At 50.0% G+C, this 26,767-nt stretch carries 19 protein-coding genes; 2 read left to right on the forward strand and 17 right to left on the reverse strand.

Annotated features, from left to right (window positions below; all coding sequences use genetic code 11):
- Positions 1 to 2 precede the first annotated feature (2 nt).
- From QNH46_RS18115 to QNH46_RS18190, 16 genes are all read right to left on the reverse strand, one after another.
- Positions 3 to 899 carry a carbohydrate ABC transporter permease gene (locus QNH46_RS18115; RefSeq protein ID WP_283925500.1) on the reverse strand — a complete coding sequence of 299 codons (897 nt, stop codon included), beginning with the start codon at positions 897 to 899 and terminating at the stop codon, positions 3 to 5.
- Positions 900 to 1,007: 108 nt separating this feature from the next.
- Positions 1,008 to 2,324, reverse strand: coding sequence for an ABC transporter substrate-binding protein (locus tag QNH46_RS18120; RefSeq protein WP_283925501.1), 1,317 nt, complete (start codon positions 2,322 to 2,324; stop codon positions 1,008 to 1,010).
- Between the two features lie 230 nt (positions 2,325 to 2,554).
- Positions 2,555 to 4,159 (reverse strand): response regulator, encoded by a 1,605-nt coding sequence (locus tag QNH46_RS18125; RefSeq protein WP_283925502.1) that lies wholly within the window; start codon positions 4,157 to 4,159, stop codon positions 2,555 to 2,557.
- Positions 4,160 to 4,172: 13 nt separating this feature from the next.
- Entirely contained in the window at positions 4,173 to 6,023 is a 1,851-nt protein-coding gene (locus tag QNH46_RS18130) for a cache domain-containing sensor histidine kinase (protein WP_283925503.1), read from the reverse strand.
- Positions 6,024 to 6,066: 43 nt separating this feature from the next.
- On the reverse strand, positions 6,067 to 8,538 hold the full coding sequence (locus QNH46_RS18135; RefSeq protein WP_283925504.1) for a family 43 glycosylhydrolase: 2,472 nt from the start codon (positions 8,536 to 8,538) through the stop codon (positions 6,067 to 6,069).
- A gap of 114 nt (positions 8,539 to 8,652) precedes the next feature.
- On the reverse strand, positions 8,653 to 9,699 hold the full coding sequence (locus QNH46_RS18140; protein ID WP_283925505.1) for a GntR family transcriptional regulator: 1,047 nt from the start codon (positions 9,697 to 9,699) through the stop codon (positions 8,653 to 8,655).
- Positions 9,700 to 9,856: 157 nt separating this feature from the next.
- Positions 9,857 to 12,010 carry a HelD family protein gene (locus QNH46_RS18145; protein WP_283925506.1) on the reverse strand — a complete coding sequence of 718 codons (2,154 nt, stop codon included), beginning with the start codon at positions 12,008 to 12,010 and terminating at the stop codon, positions 9,857 to 9,859.
- Between the two features lie 152 nt (positions 12,011 to 12,162).
- Positions 12,163 to 12,915 (reverse strand): tRNA threonylcarbamoyladenosine dehydratase, encoded by a 753-nt coding sequence (locus tag QNH46_RS18150; protein ID WP_055105145.1) that lies wholly within the window; start codon positions 12,913 to 12,915, stop codon positions 12,163 to 12,165.
- An 81-nt stretch (positions 12,916 to 12,996) separates the two neighbouring features.
- Complete coding sequence (aspS, locus tag QNH46_RS18155; RefSeq protein WP_283925507.1) at positions 12,997 to 14,778, reverse strand: aspartate--tRNA ligase; 1,782 nt, start codon at positions 14,776 to 14,778, stop codon at positions 12,997 to 12,999.
- 231 nt (positions 14,779 to 15,009) lie between these two features.
- Positions 15,010 to 15,294, reverse strand: coding sequence for a hypothetical protein (locus tag QNH46_RS18160; RefSeq protein ID WP_283925508.1), 285 nt, complete (start codon positions 15,292 to 15,294; stop codon positions 15,010 to 15,012).
- Between the two features lie 87 nt (positions 15,295 to 15,381).
- Positions 15,382 to 16,626, reverse strand: coding sequence for a histidine--tRNA ligase (gene hisS, locus QNH46_RS18165; RefSeq protein ID WP_283925509.1), 1,245 nt, complete (start codon positions 16,624 to 16,626; stop codon positions 15,382 to 15,384).
- Between the two features lie 635 nt (positions 16,627 to 17,261).
- Complete coding sequence (locus QNH46_RS18170; RefSeq protein ID WP_283925510.1) at positions 17,262 to 17,723, reverse strand: hypothetical protein; 462 nt, start codon at positions 17,721 to 17,723, stop codon at positions 17,262 to 17,264.
- 56 nt (positions 17,724 to 17,779) lie between these two features.
- Positions 17,780 to 18,289, reverse strand: coding sequence for a type 1 glutamine amidotransferase domain-containing protein (locus QNH46_RS18175; RefSeq protein ID WP_283925511.1), 510 nt, complete (start codon positions 18,287 to 18,289; stop codon positions 17,780 to 17,782).
- Between the two features lie 92 nt (positions 18,290 to 18,381).
- Positions 18,382 to 18,549: a hypothetical protein gene (locus tag QNH46_RS18180; RefSeq protein ID WP_283925512.1), complete on the reverse strand. Its 168-nt coding sequence runs from the start codon at positions 18,547 to 18,549 to the stop codon at positions 18,382 to 18,384.
- A 108-nt stretch (positions 18,550 to 18,657) separates the two neighbouring features.
- Positions 18,658 to 19,122: a D-aminoacyl-tRNA deacylase gene (dtd, locus tag QNH46_RS18185; RefSeq protein WP_283925513.1), complete on the reverse strand. Its 465-nt coding sequence runs from the start codon at positions 19,120 to 19,122 to the stop codon at positions 18,658 to 18,660.
- A gap of 38 nt (positions 19,123 to 19,160) precedes the next feature.
- Positions 19,161 to 21,335: a RelA/SpoT family protein gene (locus tag QNH46_RS18190; RefSeq protein ID WP_283925514.1), complete on the reverse strand. Its 2,175-nt coding sequence runs from the start codon at positions 21,333 to 21,335 to the stop codon at positions 19,161 to 19,163.
- Positions 21,336 to 22,158: 823 nt separating this feature from the next.
- On the opposite strand from QNH46_RS18190, the gene QNH46_RS18195 reads away from it, so the two are divergent.
- A complete protein-coding gene (locus QNH46_RS18195) occupies positions 22,159 to 22,509 on the forward strand; it encodes a DUF4870 domain-containing protein (RefSeq protein WP_213589565.1) in 351 nt (116 codons plus the stop codon).
- A 210-nt stretch (positions 22,510 to 22,719) separates the two neighbouring features.
- Entirely contained in the window at positions 22,720 to 24,006 is a 1,287-nt protein-coding gene (gene uraA, locus QNH46_RS18200; RefSeq protein ID WP_283925515.1) for a uracil permease, read from the forward strand.
- Between the two features lie 112 nt (positions 24,007 to 24,118).
- On the opposite strand, the gene QNH46_RS18205 is transcribed toward uraA, so the two are convergent.
- Positions 24,119 to 26,701 (reverse strand): glycosyl hydrolase, encoded by a 2,583-nt coding sequence (locus QNH46_RS18205; protein ID WP_430691846.1) that lies wholly within the window; start codon positions 26,699 to 26,701, stop codon positions 24,119 to 24,121.
- Positions 26,702 to 26,767 lie beyond the last annotated feature (66 nt).

Here is a 26,767-nt window from a genome sequence, read left to right on the forward strand (position 1 = left end):
ATTTACGACTCTTTTCTGTTCACAACCATGTATTGAACCGCGGCAATCAACAGCATAAAAATACAAAACAACGTCGATTGTGCGGCTGCAAGCCCGAACATATCCTTCTTGAATCCCGTCACATAGATATAACGGATGATCGTATTCGTCGTATCCCCGGGTCCGCCATTGGTCATAATCTGAACCTGCCCGAACAGCTTCAAGCCTGCGATGATTTGAAAAAAGATCTGCACCTTCATCACAGAAGATAAACCCGGAAGCGTAATGAACCGGAATTTATGTAACGAAGACGCGCCGTCAATATCAGCAGCCTCATAGAGCTCCTGGGATATTTCCTGCAGCCCTGCCAGGAACAATACCATGACAAAGCCGACCGTCCACCACACCGTTGCTATGACAATGGACCACCATGCCGCTTTAGGATTGGTAAGCCAGTGAACTGAAGATAATCCTAGAGCCTCCAGGATGACATTCACGAGTCCATGCTTCGAATCAAACATTCGGAGCCAAATAAAGCTAATAACCGAAACGGAAAGTACATACGGCAGGAAGTAAACCGATCGGAACATCGTCTGAAACGGAATCTTGCGGTGAATCAACAGAGCCAGCAACAAACCAAGCGAAATAATGATCGGAACGACTAAAATGACAAAATACAGGCTGTTCCATAAATATTTATAAAAATCGCTGTTCGTCAATATTTTTATATAATTATCGAAGCCCACATACTTCTCCATTCCCAGAATCGTCCAGGAATGAAGGCTAATATAAGCGCCTCTAAGCAATGGCCAAATATAGAAAACAAGAAGCGGAATTAAAAATGGGGCTAGAAATGCAATGGCTGAAAACTCATTTTTCAATTGCCTTTTCCACCCGCTTGCTGCTTGCTGAGCTTTCACGGTCATCCTCCTCCAACGCGATGCGAAACTGTGAAACCAAGTCCGCTTGCAAGGTTTAAGGAATGAAACCGCATCATCAGACACGGTTTCATCTCATCCACCTTACTCTTAATTTTGAAGAATCTCGTTAATATCCTTCTCCATGCCCTTAACCCCATCTTCCGGCGTTATCGTTTTAAAAATAACGGCCTGAAGCACATCCTTCACCACCGTATCGATCGCATTGTACCGATCCGTCTTCGGCGCGTGTTTTACCGTCTTTTGCGAGGCGACAAACTCTTCCCGATACGGAAGGTTCATGTAATCGTCGCTGGCAGTGACCGCCTTCGCTGCTGGAACATGCCCCGCCTGGGCCCAAATTTTCCCGCCTTCAAGCGTGAAATACTTCATAAATTTCATTGCAGCAACCTGCTTCTCTTCTGTCACATATTCAGGAATAACCAAAGTATGGGAGGCTGCCCAATGCGTCTCGCTGCCGAAGATCGGAGGAATCGAGATGATGCCGACATTCAGGCCTTCTTCGCCGAGATGCCAGCCCGCTTCCCACACACCGCCAAACCAGGTCGCGGATTTCCCGCTATGGAATGTATCCCAAGGCGTCTTATCGTTAATATCGCTAAGACCTTGATCATAGAGATCCAAATAAAATTTCAGCACATCTATGGCTTTCTCATTGTTGATATCGGCTTGACTCAGATCATCCGTCAAAATACTGCCGCCAGCCTGATAATATAAATTGTAGAAGGGCTCATGAAAATACGGCGTATTCACACTAAACGGCGTTACCCCTGGAACCTTGCTCTTGATCTCTGTCAAAAACTGCTTGAAGCCTTCCGGAGAAATCTCGCCAAACTGCGGCGTGCCATCCTCATTTAGCAGCCCGGCTTCCCCAAGCAAATCTTTATTGTAGTAGAACATGTGGAAATGAGTATCGATGGGAACGGCATAGGGATTTCCATCATAGCTGACGCTTTCCACGTTGCTATCCGTAATTTCGTTGAAATCAAAGCCGGCCTTCTCCGTCAGCTCGTTTAGCGCACTCAATTGACCCGCCTTAACAAAAGGCGCAAGCCGATCAGCATGAGCTACCGCTACATCCGGGCCTTTGCCGGAGGCCAGTGCTGTACCGAACTTGGCATAATACTCCCCCGATTCCAGCCGCAGCGTCTTGACCTTGACCTCTTGCTGGGAGGCATTAAAACCGTCCACGATTTGATCGACAAAATCGCCTTCCCCGCCCCCAAATAGATTCCAAAACGTAATTTCAACCGGCCCGCTAGCCTCACTGCCGCCTGCACCGCTATTCGTCTCGGCCGCCTTTCCCGAGTTGGCCGGACTGCTTCCTTGGCTGGAGCAGCCTGCTACAATCAGTATGATCGCAAGCATCAAGAATAACATCGTCGTGAACCTGTTCTTTCTAGCCATGGCGTATCCCCTTTTCTTGTATAGGTTTAGAACAGCTTCTTCTAACCCGCCTGTCATGCAAGCGCATTCATGCTGTTCTTGATTTTCATATTAGAATAAAGCGGCAGTCATTCAAACGGAATAAACCACGCAATCTATCGTAAAAAAATAAGGTTTTCATGGCACGAATCTTCAAACCCGGTCTCTCTGGTGCAATATTTCTCTCGATCCGTGTAAAATTTACAGATGACTTATATGGACTTTATTCCATCCCTATATTCGCTTGGTGTTGCGCCTGTCATTTTTTTAAACAGTTTGGAGAAATACTTCGAGTCGGAAATGCCCACCAACATGCCGACCTCACTGCTCTTAAGATCGGTATTGCGGAGCAAGGCCTTGGCACGCTCAAGCCGAACTTTGGTAATATAGTCGATGACCCCTTCGCCCATTTCTCGCTTAAACAAATTAGAGAAGTAATTTTTACTAAGATGAACATGCTGACTTAGCACTTGGAGCGACAGATCTTGATCATAGTTCTGCTCGATGTACTGAACAGCCTTCGCAATGCTTCCTTGATCACTTGAATAGACGGCCCGCATCTTTTGGATCAGTTCTTCATAGATCTCCACGAACCACGATATAATCTCCTCCAGCGTCTCAAGCTGTTTAATCTGGTCAAACAATTCCTTCTTCCGTTCATACAGCCATTCATGATCATGGGATAACTCCAAATACATATTGGTCAAATTCAGCAGCAGTTCAATGGATATGAGATGCACGCCTTCATAGTCGAGCCTGGCCTTCACATGATCAAAGGTATCGACAAGGTACTGCTGCATCGCTTCACGATCCAAAGAATACAAATAATCATTCAGCTTCTTGTTCATCACCGGAACCGGCTTCGCCGCAAAGTCAGTTTCATATACGAATTCTTGGCCAATCACGATGCCGCATCCGATAAACAGCTTGAGCCGATAGCGATGCTCTGCCTCTAAATAAGCATCCCGGAGCTCATGCAAGGTATAGATCGGACTGCTTACTCCAAGGGTTACCGATAATCCTAATTCGTCAGAGATTCGGGAGATGACCCGTTGCGCCAATTCCCCTGCCGCATCAGCAGTGATACCTTTACACAGTACAGTCCACAGTCCCGTGCTTCCAGAGATCATTTCGTTATCCTCCGCACCCATGGAGCATATTTCCCTAGTTACTTCCATCCCCTTGGTGTGAAACATAATCATCTCCTCTTCCGAGTGATGACTTCTCAGTTTTTCCAAATCATCGATCCCGATATAGAGTAGGATCAGAGGAGTCTTGCCGGGAGACAGGCCCGCTGCTAGCAGTTTCTCCTCGGTGACATGGGCCTCCGAAATCGTGCCGTGGGCCAGCCCCATTAACAATGCTTCTTTGGTAACGCGATCCTTATTCGATTCCTCGCGCGCCTGCTTATTCGGGGAATGACCAGCAGTCGATTGAGCCTCGTCCAGAACGGCCTTCAGATTCATCATCACCTGCTCCAAATCCTTGGGCATAATATCCGACTTGATCAAGTAATCCGTAATCCCGAGACGTATGGCCTTTTGGGCATACTCAAAATCATCAAGACAAGTCAGCAAAATCAGTTTGACCTGCCGATCCAATGCCCTGACCTGACTGACAAACTCGATCCCATCCATCACAGGCATCTTGATATCGGATATGACGACATCCGGCGCCAGCTCTTCGAAGGCCATCAGCCCCTCCGTGCCGTTGCTTGCTTCGCCAACTACATCAAACCCCATACTCTCCCAATCTATCATCGCTTTAATTCCATACCGGACGAAATGCTCATCGTCAACGATCAATACTTTATACATATTGTCCCCCTGACTACTCTAGTATTGGCAGCGTAATGACTACAACGGTTCCCTTTCCAGGCTTGCTGTTTATCGTAAGACCGTACTCTTGGCCGCAAATGAGCTTGATTCTTTCCTCTACATTAGAGAGACCCACCCCTAGGAAAAAAGCTCCCTTTGGCAAGTCATCCGCTTCCAGGCTGCCGAAATTGACCTCATCCTCGAAACCGAGTCCATTGTCTATAATTTCGAATAATAGATGCTTCCCCTCCTGCCTGCAGCGAATCGTGATCACCGCTCCCTGCGGCTGATCCGCAAATCCATGCAGCACCGCATTTTCCACTATCGGCTGCAGAATAACTTTGGGCGTTCGATACATCTTCACCTTGTCTTCAATCTCATAATTCACTTCAATCGGAGTTGTGGTGCGCAAATTTTGAATTCCCATATAACATTCGACATGCTCCAGCTCCTCGTGAACAAGAACCGTATCACTTCCTTTTCCGATACTGATATGCAGCAAACGGGATAATAACCGTGCCATCTCCGCCGTATTATTCGCTTTCTGAAATAGCGCCGTCCACTTGATCGCGTCCAATGTATTATAGAGAAAATGCGGGTTGATCTGCGCCTCCAGGGCTTTTACCTCGGCAATTCTTTTATTATTCTGCTCCTCGTACACCGCTTCCACCAATTCTTCAATTCTCCCCACCATATCATTAAAATGGTATTCTAAACTGCCGATTTCATCGATTCTGTCCTCGTTAATGCGAATCCGTGTCGCTAGATTGCCGAGATGAACCTGCTTCATCGCCTTCACCATCGCTTTTAAAGGCTTGGAGACAGACGATGCCATGGCATAGGCCGTAATGATTGAGAACAAAACGCACAATATCATGATCATAGCGATTACTTTTATTACTTGATTCGAATCCTTATATAAACTGGACCGTTCTATAATATGTACAACCTTCCAATCGTTGCTCTTTAGCTGCAGGTAGTTCACCATAACCTCTTTCCCTTTATACTTGGCCACGAAGCTGCCTTCCTTCACCCCGTCCTGAATAGCTGCCCCCGTGTCATTTTGAAAATATAGGTTCATCGGCGTCATGAGCATAGATTTATCCGCATGCGATAAAATAATTCCATTCTGATCGATCACGAAGCTTTCTGTAGAAAGCTCACTGTCTGTATTTTTACTTAAAATATCGCTTAGCATCTCTTCCCGGATATCGAGCACAACCACCATGCCCATTTGCCGGCCATCATAAATGTTGAATACCTGCTTGGCCAGTGAGAAGACCAGCTCCTCATGATTGTCCGCCGTATCCGAATACTGTCCTAGTCTGGTGGGGAACCAGACATAAGAATTCCGCTCGGCCATCGTCCGCTCATAGAAATCAGCCCGATGTGCTTCAAGATCCTCCCAGCGAAAAATCCCCTTAATATACTGAGCATCCGTAATAAACGAAATCGATTTGAACTCTGGAGAAACCGCCGTGAAGTAAGCCAGCTTGGTAGTCAGCGTGAGATGTTCCACAATGCTTTCATCACGCTGCTGCAGCTTATCCAGCAAAGACATAACTTCCGTGTTCGTGATGACCTGCATCAGCATATCCTTGTACCCGGAGAAGCGGATATCGATATTTTCCCCTGTCTGTCTGATCAGCTGCTTTGAGGAGTCCGTCACTTTCTTGTCAATCGCGTCTTTTGTAATTGAATACGAGACCAGCCCCAATATAAACAAAGGGATTAATGTCATCGCCGTGAGCAGCAAAATCCATTTGTATTTAATGCTCGTTCGCAAATGCCGCCAGCCTTTGCCTAATCTCATCGTCATCATCTCCACCTGCTTAGATACGAACAAAGAAAGACCCAGCCGCATGGCAGGATCCTTCTTCCACTATTTCTGAAGTATAGAACTATAATTAAGGATAAACCGTGAAGTTATCAAACGATGTACTCTGATGAGCCGTTCTTAACCCCGCTTTTCCATGGGTAAATGCCGTTTCCGAGTTATCGTTATAATCAATTTTCGGAACGTTTATATCCCCCACGTACACCTTAATATTCGTTCCCTGAACGACTACCTTCACTTTATGCCATGTACCTGTGGACAGAGCCAGATTCACACCCGTTAAAGGGCTCCAGTTGTAATTTTGTTTACCGAGATACACTCCATCCGTCTTGATGTAAGCATAATATCCCTGTAAGAAATCGGCATTGCCTTGTCCAAGCTCCAGCCCGTTTGCCGGATTAGTTCCACGGACAATGATCCCCGAGTCTCCACCGCCCTCGTTCATGCGAATATCCGCTTCTACGGTGTAGTCCGCCCAATGATCATTGCCAATCGTTGTCTTGGCAAATGTGCCGCCTGCGGAGTGATACTGTCCGTCGCTTACAGACCAGCTTCCTTCCCATTGCTTCCAGTCACCGCTCTTGCCGCTATTAAAGTTATCGCTCAGATGAGGCACGCTTGCATGATGCCGGAACTCCATACTGGCAAAATCGGCCTCGCCTGTCACAAATTCAACCCGCAACTCTCTTAAGCCTTGCGTGAGAGGTATGCCCTTCACCGTGATCGGGCGCCATTCATCCCAGCCGCCAGTATTAGGAATTTGTACAATACCAGTCAAGTCCGTTGCTCCATCCCATAGTCTGATTTGCACGCCATTCATGGTCGTTGCCATTCGAAACGTGACATCATACATCCCCGTTGAAGCCACATTGACCTTATACTTTAACCATTCCCCAGACTGGTTCCAGCCTACGTTATAACCGCCCTCCGGATTCACGCGAATATCTACTGCATCCTTCCTGTATTCGCCGCCCAGATTATTTGCGGTTGTATCATGATAAGCAATTCCTTCGCCACCGCTCATATAATGAACTGCTTCCACTTTGCCAGGGACAGGCTTATACGCATCCCAAGCGTTACTACCGTCCACTTTGTTGCTGAATGCGACATAAGCAAAATCAGCATGCGTATCTTCGGTTAAATAGCCGACCTGACCACCGCCAAGGTTGGCGTTTTGTACGATCTTCAGCATTTGGTCCACATAGATTCGGAATTCGTTCCCTGATTTCTCGACCCGAATGCTATGCCACTTGCTATAATCAAACCCGGAAGGCAGTGAAGCATAGACCCATCCTTGGGGCACACCGTTTACTACAAAATTAACTTCCAGGCGGTTGTTCAATTCGCTCAGCATTGCCACGCCGTAATTATCTTCATTTGTATAAGAAAATGTAGCGCCGTAACGCGGGGAGGCGCTTGTGCCTCGATTCATTTGCTTCATATGAAACTCTGCCGTATAATTCGCCTCCGTCGACACGTTCGTAATTTGTTTATGCGCCGCCGTTGACCCCAGGCTATCCTGCCACATTAACTCCTGGTTATAGATGCCCCAATGCCCGCCGTTTACATTGTACCAGTTGGAACCAATAGCCGTTCTGTTAAAGCGGTCATAAAAATCCGGCATATCCGGGTCGGGCTGCGATGTTGTCGTAGGGCCCGAGACGAGCATTTTGTCCCCGTTCCATACGACACGATCCATATTCATACTTCGAATCGGCCAGCCTTCAGGCGTGTAGCCCTTCCAGTTATGGTAGAACATATAGAGCGAATCCAGATCCGGGCCGGTGACTAACCCATTATGGCCCAATCCAATCGTTGGCCCCTCGGTCGAGAGGACGACGGGATTCTGCTTGCTGGCAGGTACAAATCCCGTTAAAGGATTACTGCTCACCGCATAATCGATCCGGTAAGCCGGACTATGAACATGATTTCCCGTATAAGTCATGTAATATTTTCCGTTCCGCTTAATAACGGTCGCCCCTTCTGTCCAGCCTCCGCTGATCGAGGCGCCAGTATTCGATCCGGCTCCAAAAGTATAAGGATCACTCATCGGATGAGCGACCATCTGGCCGTGTTCAGCGCGGTAAAAATACCACTGTCCATCGTCATCAATAAACACATGCCCATCAATACTCAATCCTTTATTCGGGGTTTGAACCGTAAAAGGCCCTGTCGGGCTTTCACTCCGCAGCACGTAATGGCCGTTTCCGCCTGGAGACGTATACATATAGAAGTAGCCATTCCAATAAATAACCTCCGGTGCGTATGCCCCTTTCGTAACGGGGTCTGTTGCCACAAGTCCGGCATAAGTCCAGTTCACTAAGTCCGGCGAGCTCCAGGCTTTAATGCCTGTCTCGGAGTCCTTGGTGCTGACGTACAAATAATAATCGCCTTTGAATTTCAAAATATAAGGATCACCGGAACCGTAAGTTGCCCATTCATGGCTGAGTGTCTGAGGATTCTGGTAGGCTTGCGCCAACGAAGACGGCAATATCAGGCATCCTACCATTAGAACAAGCATAATCTTTAAATATTTTCTCATAGCGTCCTTCCTCCCACAGGCGAATGTAATCGCTTTCTATTTTATCGTCATCTTATCATCACTCCTTGAAGTTTTTTATATCTTATAGGGTATATAATTGAAATGACTGCTCTTTTAATGAAATAGAATAACAGGTATAGTCACTCTTCTTGGAAGATACGTCCCTTGAATCTGCTCCAGCAGAAGCTCCACAGTAACTTTGCACATTTCCTCGACATTTTGCTTGATGTAGCTCACTTCTGCTAAATCGGACTGGTCAAAACTAATCAGTTCCGGACGTTGCTCTTCTGACAAATTCATATATTTCATACCCTGAAGCGTTATGCGGGTGAGTTCAGCATTTCCAGTAAAGACGGCCGTAATTTCGGGATGATTCATTAGAAATTCCTGTATTATGGAGCTTCCTTTTCCTGCAGCCATATCAGCTATGCTCACCACACACCACAAATTTTTGTTGATCGACAGATTGCGTTCAAGGAACGCCTTCTCAAATCCCAACGCCCGGTCCGCTGTCACCGAATTCGTCACTTCCATAGTGACAAAAGCAATTTGCCGATGCCCTCTGCTTATGAGGTGCTTGGCCGCCTGATAGGAACCGTCTACGTTATCTGCACTCACGCTGTAAGTCTCGATTTCTTTCAGATAACGGTCGATCAGGACGAGCGGGAACCGATTCAATGACAATCTTAAAATATCATTGTTATACATCTCCTGTTCAATCGGAAATATGATGAGCCCCTTTACCCTTAATTGGAGTAAATCCTCGATGGCCTTGCTCTCCTCCAGCGATGATTCCTGAGTAATTTTGATCAGAAGATGATAACCATTTTTCCGAACGTATTGCTCGATAGCATTGATGATCCGCTGGTCTACCTTTGTCTTCATGCTGGGGAGAATGAGCCCGATTAATCCCTTATGACCGCCCATGGACGGGATATCCTTGGGGATATGATTGACAAATGTCCCTTTTCCCCGGTGTCTGACCAGGATTCCTTCTTCAGCCAGTCCATTCAAAGCATTTTTAGTCGTAATCTTGCTTACATGATACTGCTCCGCAAGCTCTGTCTCCGATGGGACGCGATCCCCCGGCCTCAGTTGCCCCGTTCGTATGAGATACCGGATATCCTCTTGAATCATTTTGTATAGCGGCAATGACTTCATAGGTTAGTCACTCCCCCCCTGTTCCATGCTGCTTTAACTCAAATACATATAAATGATTATAACATCAGACCTATTTCTTAGTTAAAAATAGAAAAAGAGCTGCTTAAGGCAGCTCTTCCTGTGCATAAATCTATACTCATTTTCATGCGATCTGAATTTACGGAAGAGGACGGGTCATGTTCATGACCATCTCTGAATTTTCCATGATCACATAATCAGGTAATTCCTCTCCATGCAGCAGCCAGAGCTCGTGCAGAGCCCTTGTACAGCCGACATAGAGCAGTTTAGCATCCTCCGGCAAGTAATGCTCCCGGTCGACATCCGTAACGATGACAGCGTCAAATTCAAGCCCTTTGGACAAATAAGCTGGCAGCACAGATATGCCGCCGGCATACTGATCGCTGCTGCCATCGATCAAATGGGCTTCGATCCCCTCCTGAACAAGCCCTTCATGAAGCTCCGAAGCATCCTGCAGCGTCCTCGTCAGCAGTGCCGTCGTCCGGTAACTTCCCTTGAGCACGGCCTTCAGTGCCTCTTTGATGGCCTCGCTCCGTTCCGTTCCCGCCGCAGGCAATAGCTTGACCGGCTCCCCGCTGCGAAATACGGGAACGGCCAGCAGCTCTGTGCCGACTCCCCTAGCCAATATTTCGTTTCCGAAAGATATGATTTCCATCGTCGAGCGGTAGCTGCGCGTCAGGGCAAAATAAGCTGTATCCTCCGAATGAAACAGCTCCTGCATTTCATGCCAATCGCGCACCCCTTTGTAATAATGGATGCCCTGCGACAAATCTCCCAGAATCGTAAAAGAATGCCCTTTGACAAAGCGGTCCAGCACCGCAACCTGAAATGGAGAGAAATCTTGAGCTTCGTCGATGACAACATGGTCGAAAGTCATCTGGCCCTCGATCTCATGAATGCACGTATATAAATAGAGCAGCGGCGCGAGATCCTCCTCTTTAACGATGCCCTGCTTCAAGTTGCCGCGCGTCTCCTGCCAAATGGCCGGGGGAATATCAGCAGACATGTCTGGAAGGCCTATGCTCCCCTTTTTTTTGAGCTGAAAAAGCTCCTCGTAGAGCGAAAGCGGCGTAAGCTCCGGCCACTTCTTGGCATAGGCCTTCTCGCGCTGCTGCGCTTTCTTCTTCCACTCCTTGAGCTGTGCCGCAGACGGTGCTTTCTTCAGCTCCATCTCGATCCAGCGGTGAAGCCGGGCCAGCACCCGCTCTTTGCGTCTTGCCGCAGGATAATGCTTGTATTCTCCTTCGAACCAGGCCAGAATCTCGGCATAAGGAAGCTTCGTTCCCTCCCAAGGCTCGAAATCGATCTGCGGGACGCATAAGGCTTCCATGTCAGCGAGAAAAGCATCGATCACCGCCTTGAAGCGCATCGCGCCCTTGAATCGGCCCGGCAGCTCACTTTCCGGCACAGGCTCCGACCGGCCTGCATCGAACCACCGGTGAAGATCGCTCTGGCTTGCGGCCGGTGGATGCTCCAGCCCAAGTATTTCCGCAGCCCAGTCCGGGAACGTACTTTGCTGGATATCGCCGACGCCGAGCTCTGGCAGCACCTCGGAAATATAGTCGATGAACATATGGTTCGGCGCAAAAATGATCATGCGCTCCGCCTTGATCTGCTCTTTATATTGATACAGCAAAAAGGCCAAGCGATGCAGCGCTACCGTCGTTTTCCCGCTGCCCGCCACGCCCTGAATGATAAGTGCCGTGTTTTTTGCCGCCCGGATGATTTGATCCTGCTCTGCCTGGATCGTCGATACGATGTCACGCAGCCGGTTGTCTTTATTTTCGCCTAGCCGATAGACGAGGAATTCATCCGACACCGCGGGACCCTCGTCCTCCCGATTGAACGTATCGACGACGCGCTCCAGAATCTGCTGACGGATCACGATGTTTCTTTTTAAATAGACAAGTCCCTCGATCATGCCCTCCGGCGCTTCATAGGATGCTGAATCCCCGCCTGTAAATGAATAAAATAAACTCGCTACCGGCGCTCTCCAATCAATGACAATCGGCTGCTGGCCGGAAGGGTCGCTGACGCCGACTTTGCCAATATATAGAGAGGCAGGCTTCCGGCCCTGTTCCTCAAAATCAAGCCGGCCGAAGTAGGGCTCCCGCACTGATTTCTCCAGCTGCTGGCGCTGTTCCTCCCGGCCCGCCTCCAGTACCTGCTCCGTAAAATCATGACCTGTATATACAGGTATGGCTCGCAAAGCTGACAATTGGCGGTCGATCTCCTGTAAGGTACGGTCCAGCCGCTCCTTCTCTTCTTGATAGGCACTTTGAAAATCAGTCATTTCAGTTACCTCCTAAGGTTTATAGGTTAAGTGTTCCAATTGTCCTGGCGAGTGATTTTATATATCCAGAGTCAAAAGGAGTTACATTATACCACCATGGAAAACAAAAAGCGACCGCCTTCATGTAAAAAGGCAAAATCGCTTTGTCTTCATTAAATCTTGATTCCGTTGATTTCGAGCAGTTCCCGGACGGCTACGCTGACCATAATGAGGCCGACGACGGGCGGAACGAACGAGTTGCTGGCCGGAGGCTGCTTCGCCTTGCGGATTTTCGCGCCCTCCGGGGCAATTTTCTTAGTGACATCCTCGCGAGGTTTGACCGGATCCTCCGTGGAGAATACAACCTTAACCCCTTTCTTGATGCCGTCTTTGCGGAGCTTCGTGCGAATGACGCGAGCCATCGGATCGACCGAGGTCTTCGAAATGTCCGCTACCTGGAAGCGGGTCGGATCCATTTTATTCGCGGCGCCCATGCTGGACAGCATCGGAATTTTTCGCTTCAGGCATTCTTTGATGAGATGGATTTTGTACATGATCGTATCCGAGGCATCCAATACGTAATCGATGTCATATTGGAACAGCTGCTCGTAGGTTTCTTCCGTATAAAACATATTTAGCGCAATCGTCTCGCATTCCGGGTTAATGAGCTTAACCCGCTCGCACATCAAATCCGCTTTTTTCTGCCCGATCGTCGTAGTCAGGGCATGGATTTGGCGGTTGATATTCGTAATATCGACAACATCTTTATCGATCAGAATGATGCGTCCGACTCCCGTACGGGCTAGCGCCTCTACGGCAATCGAGCCGACTCCGCCGATGCCAAGCACCGCTACCGTACTGTTCTTCAAGGCTTCAAGACCTTCTGCTCCGATCGCCAGCTCTGTCCGTGAAAACTGATGCAGCATACTTCCCGCAATCCTCCTTTATGAAGCAGAAACGGGCTACGGCTTCCTGTCAGGAGGCAGTACCCGTCTCTAGCGAATGAATTATTGTTTTTTATCTTCAGCCGGCTTCACGGCCAATTTAATATGAAGCTGCTCTAATTGCGGCGCATCCACTTCAGACGGGGCATTCATGAGCAGATCTGTCGCGCTCGCCGTCTTCGGAAACGCGATCGTTTCACGCAGGTTATTGCGGCCGGCCAGCAGCATGACAAGACGGTCAAAACCGAAGGCTACGCCGCCATGCGGTGGAGTACCATAGTCAAAGGCATCGAGCAGGAAGCCGAATTTCTCCTGAGCTTCTTCAGGGGACAAGCCGATGGCCTTGAACATTTTCTCCTGAACTTCCCGCTTGTAGATCCGCATCGAACCGCCGCCGACTTCGTAGCCGTTCAGTACGAGGTCATAGGCCTGGGCCAGAATTTTGCCCGGATCGGTATCGAACAGAGCGATATCCTCGTCACGAGGGCGCGTAAACGGATGGTGCTCAGCGACATAACGCTTCTGCTCTTCGTCCCAGCCAAGCAGCGGGAAGTCGACAACCCAAGCGAATTTGTACACGTTGTCGTCGATCAGGCCAAGCTGGCGGCCGATTTTAAGACGCAGATTGCCAAGTACGTCGGCAACTACCTTCTTGGTGTCGGCGGAGAAGAGCAGTAGATCGCCTTCCTCTGCACCTGTACGCTCTTTCAGCGCCTCGATTTCCTGCTCGGAGAAGAATTTAACGATGGGTCCGCGGAATTCGCCTTCCTTCACTTGAATCCAGGCAAGCCCCTTCGCGCCGTAGCGGGCCGCATACGTTCCAAGATCGTCAATTTCCTTGCGGCTCCATGTACCGCAGCCCTTGGCGTTAAGTACTTTAACCTCGCCGCCCTTCTCGATAACGGAGGAGAACACTTTGACCCCGCAGGTCGATACGATATCGTTCACTTCGATCAATTCCAGGCCAAAGCGCAGATCAGGCTTGTCAGAGCCATACTTGCCCATCGCGTCAGCATAGCTCAAACGCTGGAACGGCGTAGGAATGTCGATTCCTTTGGTTTCTTTGAACAGACGTACAACGAGTCTCTCCATCATGTCGAGCAGTTCGTCGCGGGACAGGAAGGAGGTCTCGATGTCCACCTGGGTGAATTCCGGCTGCCGGTCGGCGCGCAGGTCCTCATCGCGGAAGCAGCGGGCGATTTGGTAGTAGCGCTCCACTCCGCTGACCATCAACAGCTGCTTGTACAGCTGCGGCGATTGCGGCAGGGCAAAAAATTCGCCGGCATGTACACGGCTCGGTACGAGATAATCGCGAGCGCCTTCCGGAGAGCTCTTCGTCAGGATTGGCGTCTCTACCTCGATAAAGCCCTCCCCGTCCAGGAAATCGCGGAATACCTTCGCTGCTTTGGAACGAAGCATCAATGTCTGCTGCATTTCCGGACGGCGCAAATCCAGGTAGCGGTATTTCAGGCGGATCGACTCGTCCACTTCGATGCCGTCTTCAATGAAGAACGGAGGCGTTTTAGCCGCGTTCAATACTTCGATTTCGGAAATTTGCACTTCAATTTCGCCAGTCGGCAGGTTCGGGTTGACCGTTTCTGGATCCCGCTTGACTACTTTCCCTTTCACGGCAAGGACGTATTCGCTGCGTACTTTATCGGCGATTTCCAGCGCTTCGCCGGAATAGTCCGGGTTGAATACGATCTGCACGATGCCGCTGCGGTCGCGGAGATCGATGAACAGAACGCCCCCGAGGTCGCGGCGGGTCTGCACCCAGCCGTTCAGAATTACTGTTTCTCCAATGTGAGCGGCGCTAAGCGATCCGCAATGATGAGTACGATTCATGAATTTATGGCTCCTTCATTAATAGTATTGGGGTCTCAACCCTCCCAAACCCTCCCTTACCGTAAGGGAGGGCCCCCAAGGGCTCGCTGCCCTCGGGACTCCCGCAAACTGGAGTAACGTAGGAGGTGAAGAGGTGCTCCTGCAGTCGCTGTTCCCTTCGGGAATGCGCTGAGGTCGGTGCGGGGAACGCTTTTCCCCCTTCGGGTACGTCTTACTTTTGGCGCTCCTGGGTTACCTGGCAAACACGCTGCATAGTGCTTCTGCTTTCGGCTCACCCGGGCATGGTATGGTGCTATCAGCCGCTTGCCGCCCTGACGGGCCTGCTTTACGCCGGTGCTCCTGCGATTGGGCGATAACTGCTGCGGGAGTGCGTTTTGGCGGTACTGCGTGCTTGGTGGGCGCTCTCCCCTCACGGGGATTCGCTCGCTGTGGTGCAGAGCAGTACTTCTTGTGGGCTGCGCTCTCTCCTGCGGAGATACGCTTGCTAAGATGCAGGGCTACTTCTGCTTGCAGCATGGCTTGCGGCCCTCACTTCTGCTCCGTGCTTAGTGGACGCTGTCCCCTGCGGGGATTCGCTCACACTAGTGCGAAGCTAACTGCTGCTTACTTCAGCTCGTTCGCAAGCTCAGCGAGCTTGACGGTGCGCTGCTCGCCGGTCTCCATCGACTTAAGAGCAATTTCGCCGCGCTCCAGTTCGTCGTCACCGAGGATGGCGGTGTAGCGGGCTTTCATCCGGTCGGCGGATTTCATCTGCGCCTTCATTTTGCGGCCCAGGTAGTCGCGCTCGGCCGAGAAGCCGGCTTGACGCAGCTTGAAGAGCTGTGTCGAAATTTCCTTGTCGGCGGCTTCGCCTAGAGCGACCAGGTAAACATCGAGTGGCTTCTCCGCAGAGAAGTTGACACCTTGCTTCTCGAGAATGAGCGCGATCCGCTCAAGACCGATGCCAAAGCCGATACCCGGCTGGTCGGGACCGCCGATTTCGGAGACAAGGCCGTTATAACGCCCTCCTCCCCCAATGGTATCGATCGCTCCGATGCCTTGGGCTTTATATTCAAACGCGGTATGCGTGTAATAGTCCAGTCCGCGAACCAGACGGTGGTTGATCGTATACTCAATGCCCATCGCCGTCAGCAGCTCCTGCACTTTGGCGAAATGCGTCGTGCATTCCTCATCCAGGCTGTCCAGAATCGAAGGGGCATCGGCAAATTTCTCCTGATCCACCTTGCAATCGAGCACGCGCATCGGATTGCGCTCGATCCGGGATTGACAATCCTTGCACAGATTGTCCTTCATCGGCATGAGGAAACCGAGCAATTTGTCGCGATAGGCCGCCCGGCTCGCCGGATTGCCGACCGAGTTCAGCTCTACCTTGACCTCCTGCAGGCCAAGCTCACGGCAGTACTGATATCCAAGCGCCACAACCTCGGCGTCAATCGCCGGATCGACAGCGCCGAATACTTCCACCCCGAATTGGTGGAACTGCCGCTGGCGTCCCGCCTGCGGACGCTCATAACGGAACATCGGACCGATGTAATACAGCTTCGTTACGTCCGGCTCTCCATACAGCTTGTTCTCTACATAAGAGCGGACGACTCCCGCCGTTCCTTCAGGCCGAAGCGTCATGCTGCGGTCGCCCTTGTCAATGAACGTGTACATTTCTTTCTCGACAATATCCGTCGTTTCCCCGACGCCACGCTCGAACAATGACGTTTGTTCGAAGATCGGCGTGCGAATTTCCTTGTAATTGAAGCGACGGCACAAATCTCTGGCCTTCTCTTCAATGAATTGCCACTTCTCGACAGCGCCAGGCAGTATGTCCTGTGTACCTGTCGGCTTTTGAAAAGCCATGTCTATCCCTCCATCCAACTATCTTACTGATGCTGTGAAAATAAAAAAACTCCCGTCCTGTTCATGAATCCAAACAGGGACGAGAGATCGCTTACCGAATCACCCGTGGTGCCACCCACATTCCGACTGCCTTGACTATAGCCCGGTAACAGGAGTAAACCCGTCCCTTCTTGCGCTATGCCTATGGCCCTTCGCTTTATGCGGTTAACGCCCGCCTGCGCCGCTCGGCTACTCTGTTACATTTCGCCGCCGGTTCTCAGGGAAGTCTTTCGTTCAATCATCACCGGAATCCTTCCAGCCAGCCATGGGCGGAAACAAGGCTCCAAGCATTGGCTTGAAACAGCATGCATCCCTCACGCCGGGATTCCTCTCTGTGGATGTGGGGCTGAATTACTTTCTCCCGTCATCGAATAAATGTATTAAAGAATTTTGCGTATATTTTTAGATTTTAAGTAACGCTAAGCACAAAGTCAAGCTTTAATCAAGAAAAAGACCTGCTACCAACGGGGTGCAGGTCCAAAAGTATATATTTTAAAAGGGGGTCATGCTGTTATTATAAACAGGCTATGTTAAAAGAACATGAAAGTAATATTACAGTTATATTACATAAACGAAAGCGATTTATTTCAGCGTTATCATTCATCAAGCTTAGCTACAAAAGCACCTTGGGAGCGCAATTTATGAACGACAGCGTCGTAATCCTGATCCCGGACTTTCAGGCTCAGCACATATTGCAGGCTGTCGTAATCCTCATCGCCGAAATCATTCAGATCCATCACCGGATCCGCTTCATCCCTCTCTTTTCGCGCCATCGCTTCCTCATGATCACCGCCGCCATCAGCGATAGTGCTGTTTGTCATGACGACCGGCACGAAGCCTTGCCCGCCGGCAGCGCCCGGATAGCCTACGGCACCGTAAGTTCCTCCTGCTGCACTGTTGCTTACCGGGACGAAGGGAACAAGGAAGTTCGCGTCCCTTCCAATCGACTGCTCCAGGCGTCCGACTTCAACCTGCTCCGTCTCGAACGAAAGCAAGCTCGTCCTGGCTCCCTCCGCCTGATCCTCACTTTTAAAATAAGCTTGAATATGTTTGGCCATATCGATCTCTCCTTCGTCACATGGAGTCACTGAACCGGATAAGACTGGTTTCCCGCTTACTTCAGCGCCTGCAGTATTTCGCGCACAAATGCCGGTTCATCTTCAGGCGTACGTGAAGTAATATAGTTGCCGTCGACCACGACTTCCTGATCTTTAAACTCGGCTCCCGCATTGATCATATCGTCCTTGAGCGGCGGATAGCACGTTATCGTCCGGCCCTTCAGCAAATTCGCGCTGATCAGGATTTGCGGGCCGTGGCAAATCGCAGCAATCGGTTTTTTGGCCTCATTGGCCTCTTTGACAAATTGCAGTATCCCTTCGTTCAAGCGAAGATTTTCCGGAGACGACCCGCCGGGGATGACTACGGCGTCATAATCTGCCACTTTGACGTCAGCAATAGCTTTCTCCACCTGATATTCAGCTTTGCCTTGCTTTCCCTTCAGTGTCTCCCCTGCTTTGAGGCCAATAATGTCCGCTTCATGGCCCGCCTTCTTCACCTCGTCGTATGGAACCTGCATCTCCGAATCTTCAAAGCCGTTAGCCAGCCAAAAGGCTACTTTGCTCATGGCTGTCCTCTCCTTCCAAAAAATTTCTCTCTTGGGAAGTTATTACCCACAACGCGATTTTTTATAACAAAGCAAAATAGAGCCGATTGGCTCTAGCTACCCGGCCGAGGGATTAACGCCCTTCCCGGTTTGAACTCCAAATGTATCCACTCGTGCTCCTCGGCGCTGGCTGCCCGGGACAGCATGGAGGCTTCGCTCCGGTCCCCTGCAGGAATCAGCGGAGGCTGGCGCCATTGTGAAGCTTTCAGCGACTGTCGCATGAAGTAAACTCCCTTTATAGCGGTTGTGCTTTTTTATTTTGGAAAACAAAAAATACGATCTCCCTTTCAGATTGCCCTGAAAGGAGAAATCGTATTCCAAATCGCGCGCTACGGCGTTTCTGTCTTGGACGGCTGCTGGCTCTCAAGCATTAATGTTACAGGGCCCCAGTTCGTCAGCTGAACGTCCATGTCAGCCCCGAACTCCCCCGTCTCGACCACCAGCCCTTTATCCCGAAGCAAAGCGTTGAACCGTTCATACAGCGGCTCCGCCGTTTCCGGCCTGGCCGCGGCAATGAAGCTCGGGCGTTTGCCTTTGCGGCAATCCCCGTATAGCGTAAACTGGGAGACCGATAAAATAGCTCCGCCAATATCGGTTACGCTCCGATTCATCTTGCCCTCGTCATCTTCAAAAATCCGCAGTCCGGCGATTTTGTCCGCCAGGTACGCCGCCTCCTTCTCCGTGTCCTCATGCGTAATGCCGACCAGCAGCATAAGGCCTTGGCCAATCGAACCAATCACGGTACCGTCAACCGTAACCTTCGCTTCCTTGCAGCGCTGCACAACAACTCTCATCGATTCATGTCTCCTTTAGTTCCGTTCCTGCTCCGAGATTACTGCATAATGCGGTGCACGGTATACACATCCTGAACCCGTTTGATCTTCTCCACAACAGAATGGAGATGGTCGGTATTGCGAATCAGGATCGTCATATGAATTAACGCCATCTTATTCTTGTCCGCGCGTCCGGAGACCGCGGAAATATTCGTCTTGCTCTCCGAGACCGCTTGAAGCACCTCATTTAAGAAGTTGCGGCGGTCATGTCCGGTAATTTCGATGTCAACGCTGTAGTTCGCTTCCACCGCGTTTTCCCATTCCACTTCGATGACGCGCGCCGCCTCTTCCCCATCGCTTGCCGTCGGAATATTCGGGCAGTCGCTGCGGTGAACGGAGACGCCGCGCCCCCGGGTAATGTAGCCGATAATATCGTCCCCCGGCACCGGGTTGCAGCATCTGGCAAAGCGCACGAGCAAATTGTCGATGCCTTTGACGACGACGCCGTTCGTTGGGCGGGATTTCCGTTCCTCCGGCGCCTTTACTTCCTTGACTTCGGAAGTCAGCTCGATCTGCTCCGCCTCTTCTTGCTCTTTGCGCAGCTTCTCTGTCAACTTCGTCACAATCTGGGATGCGGTAATGCCGCCGAATCCGATGGCCGACAGCATATCCTCCACATCGTTGAAGGCGTATTTCTTCGCTGCTTCCAGCAGCTTATCCTCTGTCATCCACTGTGCCGGGTCAAGACCCGCGCGTTTCAGTTCGCGCTCGATCGCGTCGCGTCCCTTGTCCACATTCTCTTCCCGCTTCTCTTTCTTGAACCACTGCTTGATTTTGCTGCGGGCATGGGAGGACTGAGCGATTTTGAGCCAATCCTGGCTTGGTCCGTAGGAATGCTTTGAGGTCAGAATTTCGACGATATCGCCGGTTTTAAGCTTGTGATCTAGCGGCACGATCCGTCCGTTCACCTTCGCGCCGATCGTCCGGTTGCCCACTTCGGTATGGATACGGTAGGCAAAATCGAGCGGCACCGACCCCGATGGCAGCTCGATGACTTCACCCGAAGGGGTAAAGACGAAGACAAGATCAGAGAAGAAGTCCATCTTCAGCGACTCGACGAACTCCGATGCGTCTTTGGCTTCATGCTGCAGCTCCAGTATCTCGCGGAAGAACGTCATTTTGTTCTCCGGCGTGCCAGCCTCCGTCCCTTCCTTATAAGCCCAGTGGGCGGCAATCCCAAATTCTGCGGTCCGGTGCATTTCTTTGGTGCGGATTTGCACCTCTGTAGGCTCTCCTGTAGGCCCAACAACGGTCGTATGCAGGGATTGGTACATATTTGCCTTCGGCATAGCAATATAGTCCTTGAACCGCCCCGGCATCGGCTTCCAAAGGGTATGAATGATCCCCAGGGTTGCATAACAATCCTTGATGTTGTTCACGATGATCCGAATGGCGAGCAGGTCGTAGATTTCATTGAACTGCTTGTTCTTCGTCGTCATCTTCTTATATACGCTGTATATATGCTTCGGCCGGCCGGACAGCTCGGCCTCAACGCCCATTTCATCCAGCTTCTCCTGGATTCGGGCGATGACATTTTTGATGAATTCCTCCCGCTCCGCCCGCTTCTTGTGCATCAGATTGGCAATCCGATAATATTGCTGCGGATTCAAATAGCGCAGGGAGATATCCTCCATCTCCCACTTGATCGCCGAAATCCCCAGCCGATGGGCGATGGGACAAAAAATCTCCAGCGTTTCATAAGCAATGCGGCGCTGGCTCTCCTCGGACTGGAACTTCAAGGTCCGCATGTTATGGAGACGATCCGCAAGCTTAATAACGATGACCCGGATGTCCTGGGCCATGGCAATAAACATTTTTCGATAGTTCTCGTTCTGCTGTTCTTCCTTGGATTGAAATTTGATGCGCTCCAGCTTCGTTAGCCCATCTACAAGCATGGCGCAATCGCTGCCGAAGTGATCATGGATTTCCTGCAAGGAAACGGTCGTATCTTCAACGACATCATGAAGCAGGGCTGCAATAATAGAAAGAGCATCCATTTGCATGCCCACGACAATTTCTGCAACCGCCAGCGGATGCAGAATATAAGGTTCACCGGATTTCCTCAGCTGGCCATGATGGGCTTGTTCCGCGAAGTCGTATGCTTCCCGAATGCGCTTGAGATCCGGTTCTTTAATGTAGATAGACGCCTTTTCGAGTAATCGCTCTATGCCCATTGAATCCGATTCGTTTCCTTTCTATATAAAATAAGACTGTATAGCAACGTATAAAAGGGCACTTTTCGCCCGATTTTGATTTCCTATAATTATGACTGCTGCGCCCTCTTACGTCAACCATTGGCCTGGATGAACATGCATAAAACTATATAAGATAAACTAAAAAATGGAATGCTTCTGCCTCTTATGAACCTATATCGTACTAGCCCCGCATTTCTTTTTATAGTTCGGCTTATATAAATGGATTATTAGCATTTAGTTTCCTTGGCAAGGAAGGGAAGTTAAATTTAAATGTATTTCATGTATTTTGATGTAGGGAAATGGCGACTAGGGGCTGGATTCTTGAAATTAGGTGCAGACAATCCAACTAATACCCTGATACCTTCGTTTTGGGCACATTTAGATACATGAATTCCATTTAATGCATGACACAGCTTAGCTTATTTCATGGCATCTTAGTGTTCAGCACGCTTAGTACACGGCATCTTAGTGTTGGACACAGATGAACAACTCAGCTTAGTTTACGCAATTTATATAAAGATGAGCTAAAAAAATGAATGCAGGCGAAGGAAAACCGATTCCGAGGAGACGGAAAGCAATGATACAGAAAGCTGCTTCGGAAGTATAAGCTTGTAGTCGCACTTGTGACCAGATTTCTGCCTCTTATGAACCTATATCGTACTAGCCCCGCATTTATTTCATGATTCAGCTTATATATTGAAATAAAAAAATTGTAGATTAAACAGGAATTAGTTTCTAAGGCATCGAATATCTTACTTTTAGTTGCATACATATTCATATTTTCAAGGAGGTTTTGCTGTTAATGAACGAGCCCCACATCGACGCTTCATCGACTAATCTCGATCCCAAGGTTGCCGGTCTTCTATGCTATGCGCTAAGCTTCATTACGGGAATCATCTTTCTAGTCCTGGAGAAGAAGAGCAGCTTCGTCAAATTCCACGCCATGCAATCAGTCCTCGTATTCGGCTTGCTGACCGTTGCCAACATCTTTTTTTCCTGGATCCCGTTCATCGGCTGGATCGGCTCCCTTATCGTCGGCCTGCTTTCTTTTGTGCTGTGGATCGTGCTGATGCTAATGGCGCTGCAGGGAAGATGGTTCAAACTGCCTTTTATCGGCGATTTCGCTGAGCAGCAGGCGAACAATTTCAAGTAGGCTGGCCGCTTATGTGCGAATCCTTCGAATAATCGATTAATCCGCGATTATCCGCGCCTTTGGCAAGACTCAAAGCTCGCTGCGTGGCGAACTTTGGGTCTTTTTCATTAAATTATTTGAAAAATATAATATTTTCTGTTGAAAATTGCGAACATAGTCATTATCCTAGTAAGGATAACTAAATATGAACGTTTAGAGGAGTGACCCTGTTTGCAACGTGAAATTCAAGTTAATGAGAAAGTTCCCTTCGGGCCTGGTGTTCTGCTGAGTATGCAACACCTTTTTGCCATGTTCGGCAGCACGGTGCTTGTACCGAATATTTTCGGCGTCGACCCGGCGATGATCCTGCTTATGAACGGGATCGGTACGCTGCTGTATATCTTGATCTGTAAAGCGAAAATCCCCGCTTATCTCGGATCAAGCTTTGCCTTCATCTCCCCGGTACTCGCAGTTCTGGCTGCTCATCCGGGTACAGGCTATTCTTACGCCCTTGGCGCTTTTATCGTGACAGGCTTAATTTTCATCGCGGTCTCGCTGCTCATTCGACTAGCTGGTACCGGCTGGATCGATATTGTATTCCCTCCGGCTGCCATGGGGGCGATCGTCGCGCTCATCGGGCTTGAACTGATCCCGGTTGCCGCCGGCATGGCTGGGCTGATTAATTCAGACCCGACCAAGGCCTGGACGCCGAATCCGACAGAAATTATGCTGTCCCTCGTTACACTCGGGGTCACTATGCTGGGAGCCGTCATGTTCCGCGGATTCCCTAAAATCATTCACATCCTCATCGGTATCGTCGTTGGATATGGTCTGGCTTATATCTTGGGTGTGGTAGACAAGGAGGCCATTGCAGCTGCACCTTGGTTCTCCATGCCGACCGTAACGACGCCAAAATGGAGTGTGTCCGCCATCATTACGATCATTCCGGTAGCGCTGGTCGTTATCGTCGAGCATATCGGACACTTGCTGGTAACAAGCAACATCGTGGGCAAAGATTTGTCCAAAGATCCGGGCCTGCACCGCTCCTTGCTCGGTAACGGAATCTCTACCGTATTGTCCGGATTCGTAGGTTCAACACCAAATACAACCTATGGAGAAAATATCGGCGTCATGGCGCTGACGAGAGTCTACTCGATCTTCGTGATCGGCGGTGCGGCCATCTTCGCGATCCTGCTCTCGTTCTCCGGTAAATTTTCCGCTATCATCGCGTATATTCCAAAACCGGTTATGGGCGGAATATCGCTTCTGCTGTTCGGGGTCATTGCCGCTTCCGGTCTGCGGATTTTCGTAGAGCAGAAAGTCGATTTCTCCCGGCCGACGAACATGCTGTTAGCCACCATTGTCCTCGTCATCGGTCTAAGCGGAGCAACGCTGAAAATGGGCGATGTCGAGCTGAAGGGGATGGCCTTAGCTACCATCGTAGGCATTGTGATGAGTCTGTTTTTCAAGCTTATCGAAGTGCTCGGCCTATCCAATGATAAGGAAGAAGCGCATTAATCCAAGAACAATGCAATATTGGGTACTAAGAAAGGCCGAGCAGGGAGGCGATCCCTGGCTCGGCCTTTCTTTTGCCGTAAGCAGATTTGTATGGCGTCCTTTTCATTGATTCTTAGTTGGTAAATGTGTAATGCGGCGAATCATATTGCGGCCCCGACTTCTCATAAGTAAACCAGTAATCGATGACGTTTCCGCCCTGCAGTCCTCCAATGACCTGCTCCCAGCTGCCGTTATTGTTCGTCATCCGGTAATTCAGCTGCTGCCCGCCAGACACCGTGTAATGAATATCCACGTAGAGCGCAGGCGTTTTCGGAACGAAGACAATCTTAACTTCCGATCCCGAGGCGCGGTTTACTCTAACGGTATAATCATCCGTGACGATGTCCCCGTTATTACCGTCTCCGTCTCCGCTGCCCCCTCCATTGTTACCTCCGTTGTTGCCGCCGCCATTGCCGATATTAAAGCTGTTCGGCTGCACCGTCACCTGATGGCCGTCAGAGAACTGAACCGTTTTTACGCTATTCGTCATATTATAGACGACATAGGTCTTGATTCCGTTCTTATTGAATACGGCATAAATTGGATAGTTCGCGGTTACCGACGGGTCAGCATGCCCTAACGCATCCAAGCTATAAATCCAATGGTACGCATTCGCTTTGGAGTTGCCGGCCTCCGGAATCAACTGCGATACGCGAGCATTAAATTTAGCTTTGGCATCCGCAGGATCAGAAATGGCCCGGTACATGTATACAAGATCTTCCCACGGGCTGAAATTGCCGCCGCTTTCCGATAACAGCGCATTGTAATTTCTTGCCGCATATTGCGGATATTGCGTCAAATAGAGCGATGCGGACGTGATGGGAAGCCAGTTAATGCCATGAACCTCAGTCGGGTTACCTGTCCACCAGGTGGCGTCGCCCACCGTCTTGCCTCCCCAAATCATGCTTGCCGTCTCCTTGGTAAAGCCGGCAGGGAAGTTGGTGTCATGCACATCGAACCAGTATTCGTTAATGGCATTCATTTCGGTTACATATTGATAAATTCCCGCGTCGCGAATCGTCTTGTTCCCAGTAGCCTCGCCCCACAGAATGAGCCCTGCCCAGGCATTCATCGCCTCTGACGATGACTCGTTGTTGTTGCCGTCCCCGAAGTTGGCATGTCCGGAAGCCCAGGAATGGCCGGCATAAGGATCGAAGTTGCGCAGATACGGGAACATCGAATCCGAACGGTCAACATTCGCGATGTCGCGAATAAGGAGCTTGATCATTCCGCCCCAATTGGCGTCGCTGGCCCAATCTTTATCCGTTCTGGCAATCTCAGCCGCCGCCTTAATGAAATAACCGTAGTGGAAATGATGGTCATTCAGCTCGTTAGCCGTCCCATAGCTGTCGGGATAACCGATGACGGTTCCCCAGTTATTGTTGTAATAAAATACATTGGAGGCTTTCAAGTTGCCGGATGCATTACTTGCTTTCAGCCAGTCCTCCAAACGGCTCTTGATTTCCGAGCGGAACTGGCTTGCGGCAGCCGTGTTGCCGACCTGATCGGCGATCGGCGCGAGTACGGCCAGCTTCCCTAAACGTTTGCCTGTCCAGTACGTATCCGCAGTGCCGGAAAACTGCTCAGCGGCAGCCTCATTTATATACTGGTTGAGAACATTTTTGTCATAATACCCGAGATCCGGGAGCGACGGCAGAACGCCGTTAAACTTCATCTTCGTCTGAAAGCTCGTTCCTTCCACCGTCTTCATTTGGCCGCGAACAGAAGGGTACGAATATGCCAGTGTAGCCGCAGATGAATTTTTCCATTGATGCGGATACAGCGCGAATATGGTTCCCGATTGATTGCCTTCTTTGGCTGCCGTGCTTGCCGTGAAGGTCGTCGTGACTTCACTGGTCGCTTCATTATAGGTATAGTTCACTTTAGTATCGGTAATATGGGAATAGGCGTATTGCTTGAATTTATTCAAGGTTTGCACAGAATTGTCCGGAAGCACTGCGATCGAGAAATAGTTTTTGCCGTTCAATTGATTCGTCAGCGTGTTGCTCCCAATGCCGCTCCAAGTACTGCCCGCTGCTCCGAATAAGCCGTAATGCGCGCCTTCAATCGTAATCCCGAGAACGGCGCTGCTGCTATCTCCCGACCAGACCGTTGGCGGGGTATAAAATTTAAGCTTTGGATCCCCTCCCGCAAAGGTGAAATACACGTAAGGCGAACCATGTCCGTAGGATACGCTCATCGAATTGTTCCCTTGCTGATACAGCGCCTTCACAAACCAGTCACTGAAGCCATCTACCTTAGCATCCGGAAAGGCGCCGACTGCAGAATGGCTGACCGTGAAATCATGGATATCATTCATCCAGCCCGCGACGAATCCTGGCAATGCGTGAACTCTAGCTCCCGGATAATAAATGCGGATGCCATCCTCCTGATGCTTCATTGCCAACGGATGCGGATACTGAGCTTCAGAATGAGTGCTCCAAGCCAAACTGCTCCACCAATCATTCGTAGGCATTTTTCCGGCCACGCTGGAAGTTTTGTATATACTGGACGGTGCGTCCGTCGCTCCCGGAGGCAGTACAGTCGAATAAGAGCCCCTACCTACGGGAACCTCCCCTGAGAACGCATTCAAATTTGTCACCCACATTGACATGCCAACGGCCAATACGAGTACATACGAAAGTAACTTTTTCAATGATATCCTCCTCTGTTAAAATGATGGTTAATCGTCTGTATGCATGACTTATACACCCCTATTGTT

The sequence above is a fragment of the Paenibacillus woosongensis genome, from assembly GCF_030122845.1.
Taxonomy (GTDB): domain Bacteria; phylum Bacillota; class Bacilli; order Paenibacillales; family Paenibacillaceae; genus Fontibacillus; species Fontibacillus woosongensis_A.

What these genes read in the sequence shown, in the direction of transcription:
- QNH46_RS18190 (WP_283925514.1), bottom strand. Translation starts at nt 21,335, where the DNA reads ATGGGCATAGAGCGATTACTCGAAAAGGCGTCTATCTACATTAAAGAA.
- QNH46_RS18125 (WP_283925502.1), bottom strand. Translation starts at nt 4,159, where the DNA reads ATGTATAAAGTATTGATCGTTGACGATGAGCATTTCGTCCGGTATGGA.
- QNH46_RS18170 (WP_283925510.1), bottom strand. Translation starts at nt 17,723, where the DNA reads ATGGCCAAACATATTCAAGCTTATTTTAAAAGTGAGGATCAGGCGGAG.
- QNH46_RS18130 (WP_283925503.1), bottom strand. Translation starts at nt 6,023, where the DNA reads ATGCGGCTGGGTCTTTCTTTGTTCGTATCTAAGCAGGTGGAGATGATG.
- QNH46_RS18150 (WP_055105145.1), bottom strand. Translation starts at nt 12,915, where the DNA reads ATGCTGCATCAGTTTTCACGGACAGAGCTGGCGATCGGAGCAGAAGGT.
- QNH46_RS18135 (WP_283925504.1), bottom strand. Translation starts at nt 8,538, where the DNA reads ATGAGAAAATATTTAAAGATTATGCTTGTTCTAATGGTAGGATGCCTG.
- hisS (WP_283925509.1), bottom strand. Translation starts at nt 16,626, where the DNA reads ATGGCTTTTCAAAAGCCGACAGGTACACAGGACATACTGCCTGGCGCT.
- aspS (WP_283925507.1), bottom strand. Translation starts at nt 14,778, where the DNA reads ATGAATCGTACTCATCATTGCGGATCGCTTAGCGCCGCTCACATTGGA.
- QNH46_RS18180 (WP_283925512.1), bottom strand. Translation starts at nt 18,549, where the DNA reads ATGCGACAGTCGCTGAAAGCTTCACAATGGCGCCAGCCTCCGCTGATT.
- QNH46_RS18140 (WP_283925505.1), bottom strand. Translation starts at nt 9,699, where the DNA reads ATGAAGTCATTGCCGCTATACAAAATGATTCAAGAGGATATCCGGTAT.
- dtd (WP_283925513.1), bottom strand. Translation starts at nt 19,122, where the DNA reads ATGAGAGTTGTTGTGCAGCGCTGCAAGGAAGCGAAGGTTACGGTTGAC.
- QNH46_RS18120 (WP_283925501.1), bottom strand. Translation starts at nt 2,324, where the DNA reads ATGGCTAGAAAGAACAGGTTCACGACGATGTTATTCTTGATGCTTGCG.
- QNH46_RS18145 (WP_283925506.1), bottom strand. Translation starts at nt 12,010, where the DNA reads ATGACTGATTTTCAAAGTGCCTATCAAGAAGAGAAGGAGCGGCTGGAC.
- QNH46_RS18175 (WP_283925511.1), bottom strand. Translation starts at nt 18,289, where the DNA reads ATGAGCAAAGTAGCCTTTTGGCTGGCTAACGGCTTTGAAGATTCGGAG.
- QNH46_RS18160 (WP_283925508.1), bottom strand. Translation starts at nt 15,294, where the DNA reads ATGCTGCAAGCAGAAGTAGCCCTGCATCTTAGCAAGCGTATCTCCGCA.
- QNH46_RS18195 (WP_213589565.1), top strand. Translation starts at nt 22,159, where the DNA reads ATGAACGAGCCCCACATCGACGCTTCATCGACTAATCTCGATCCCAAG.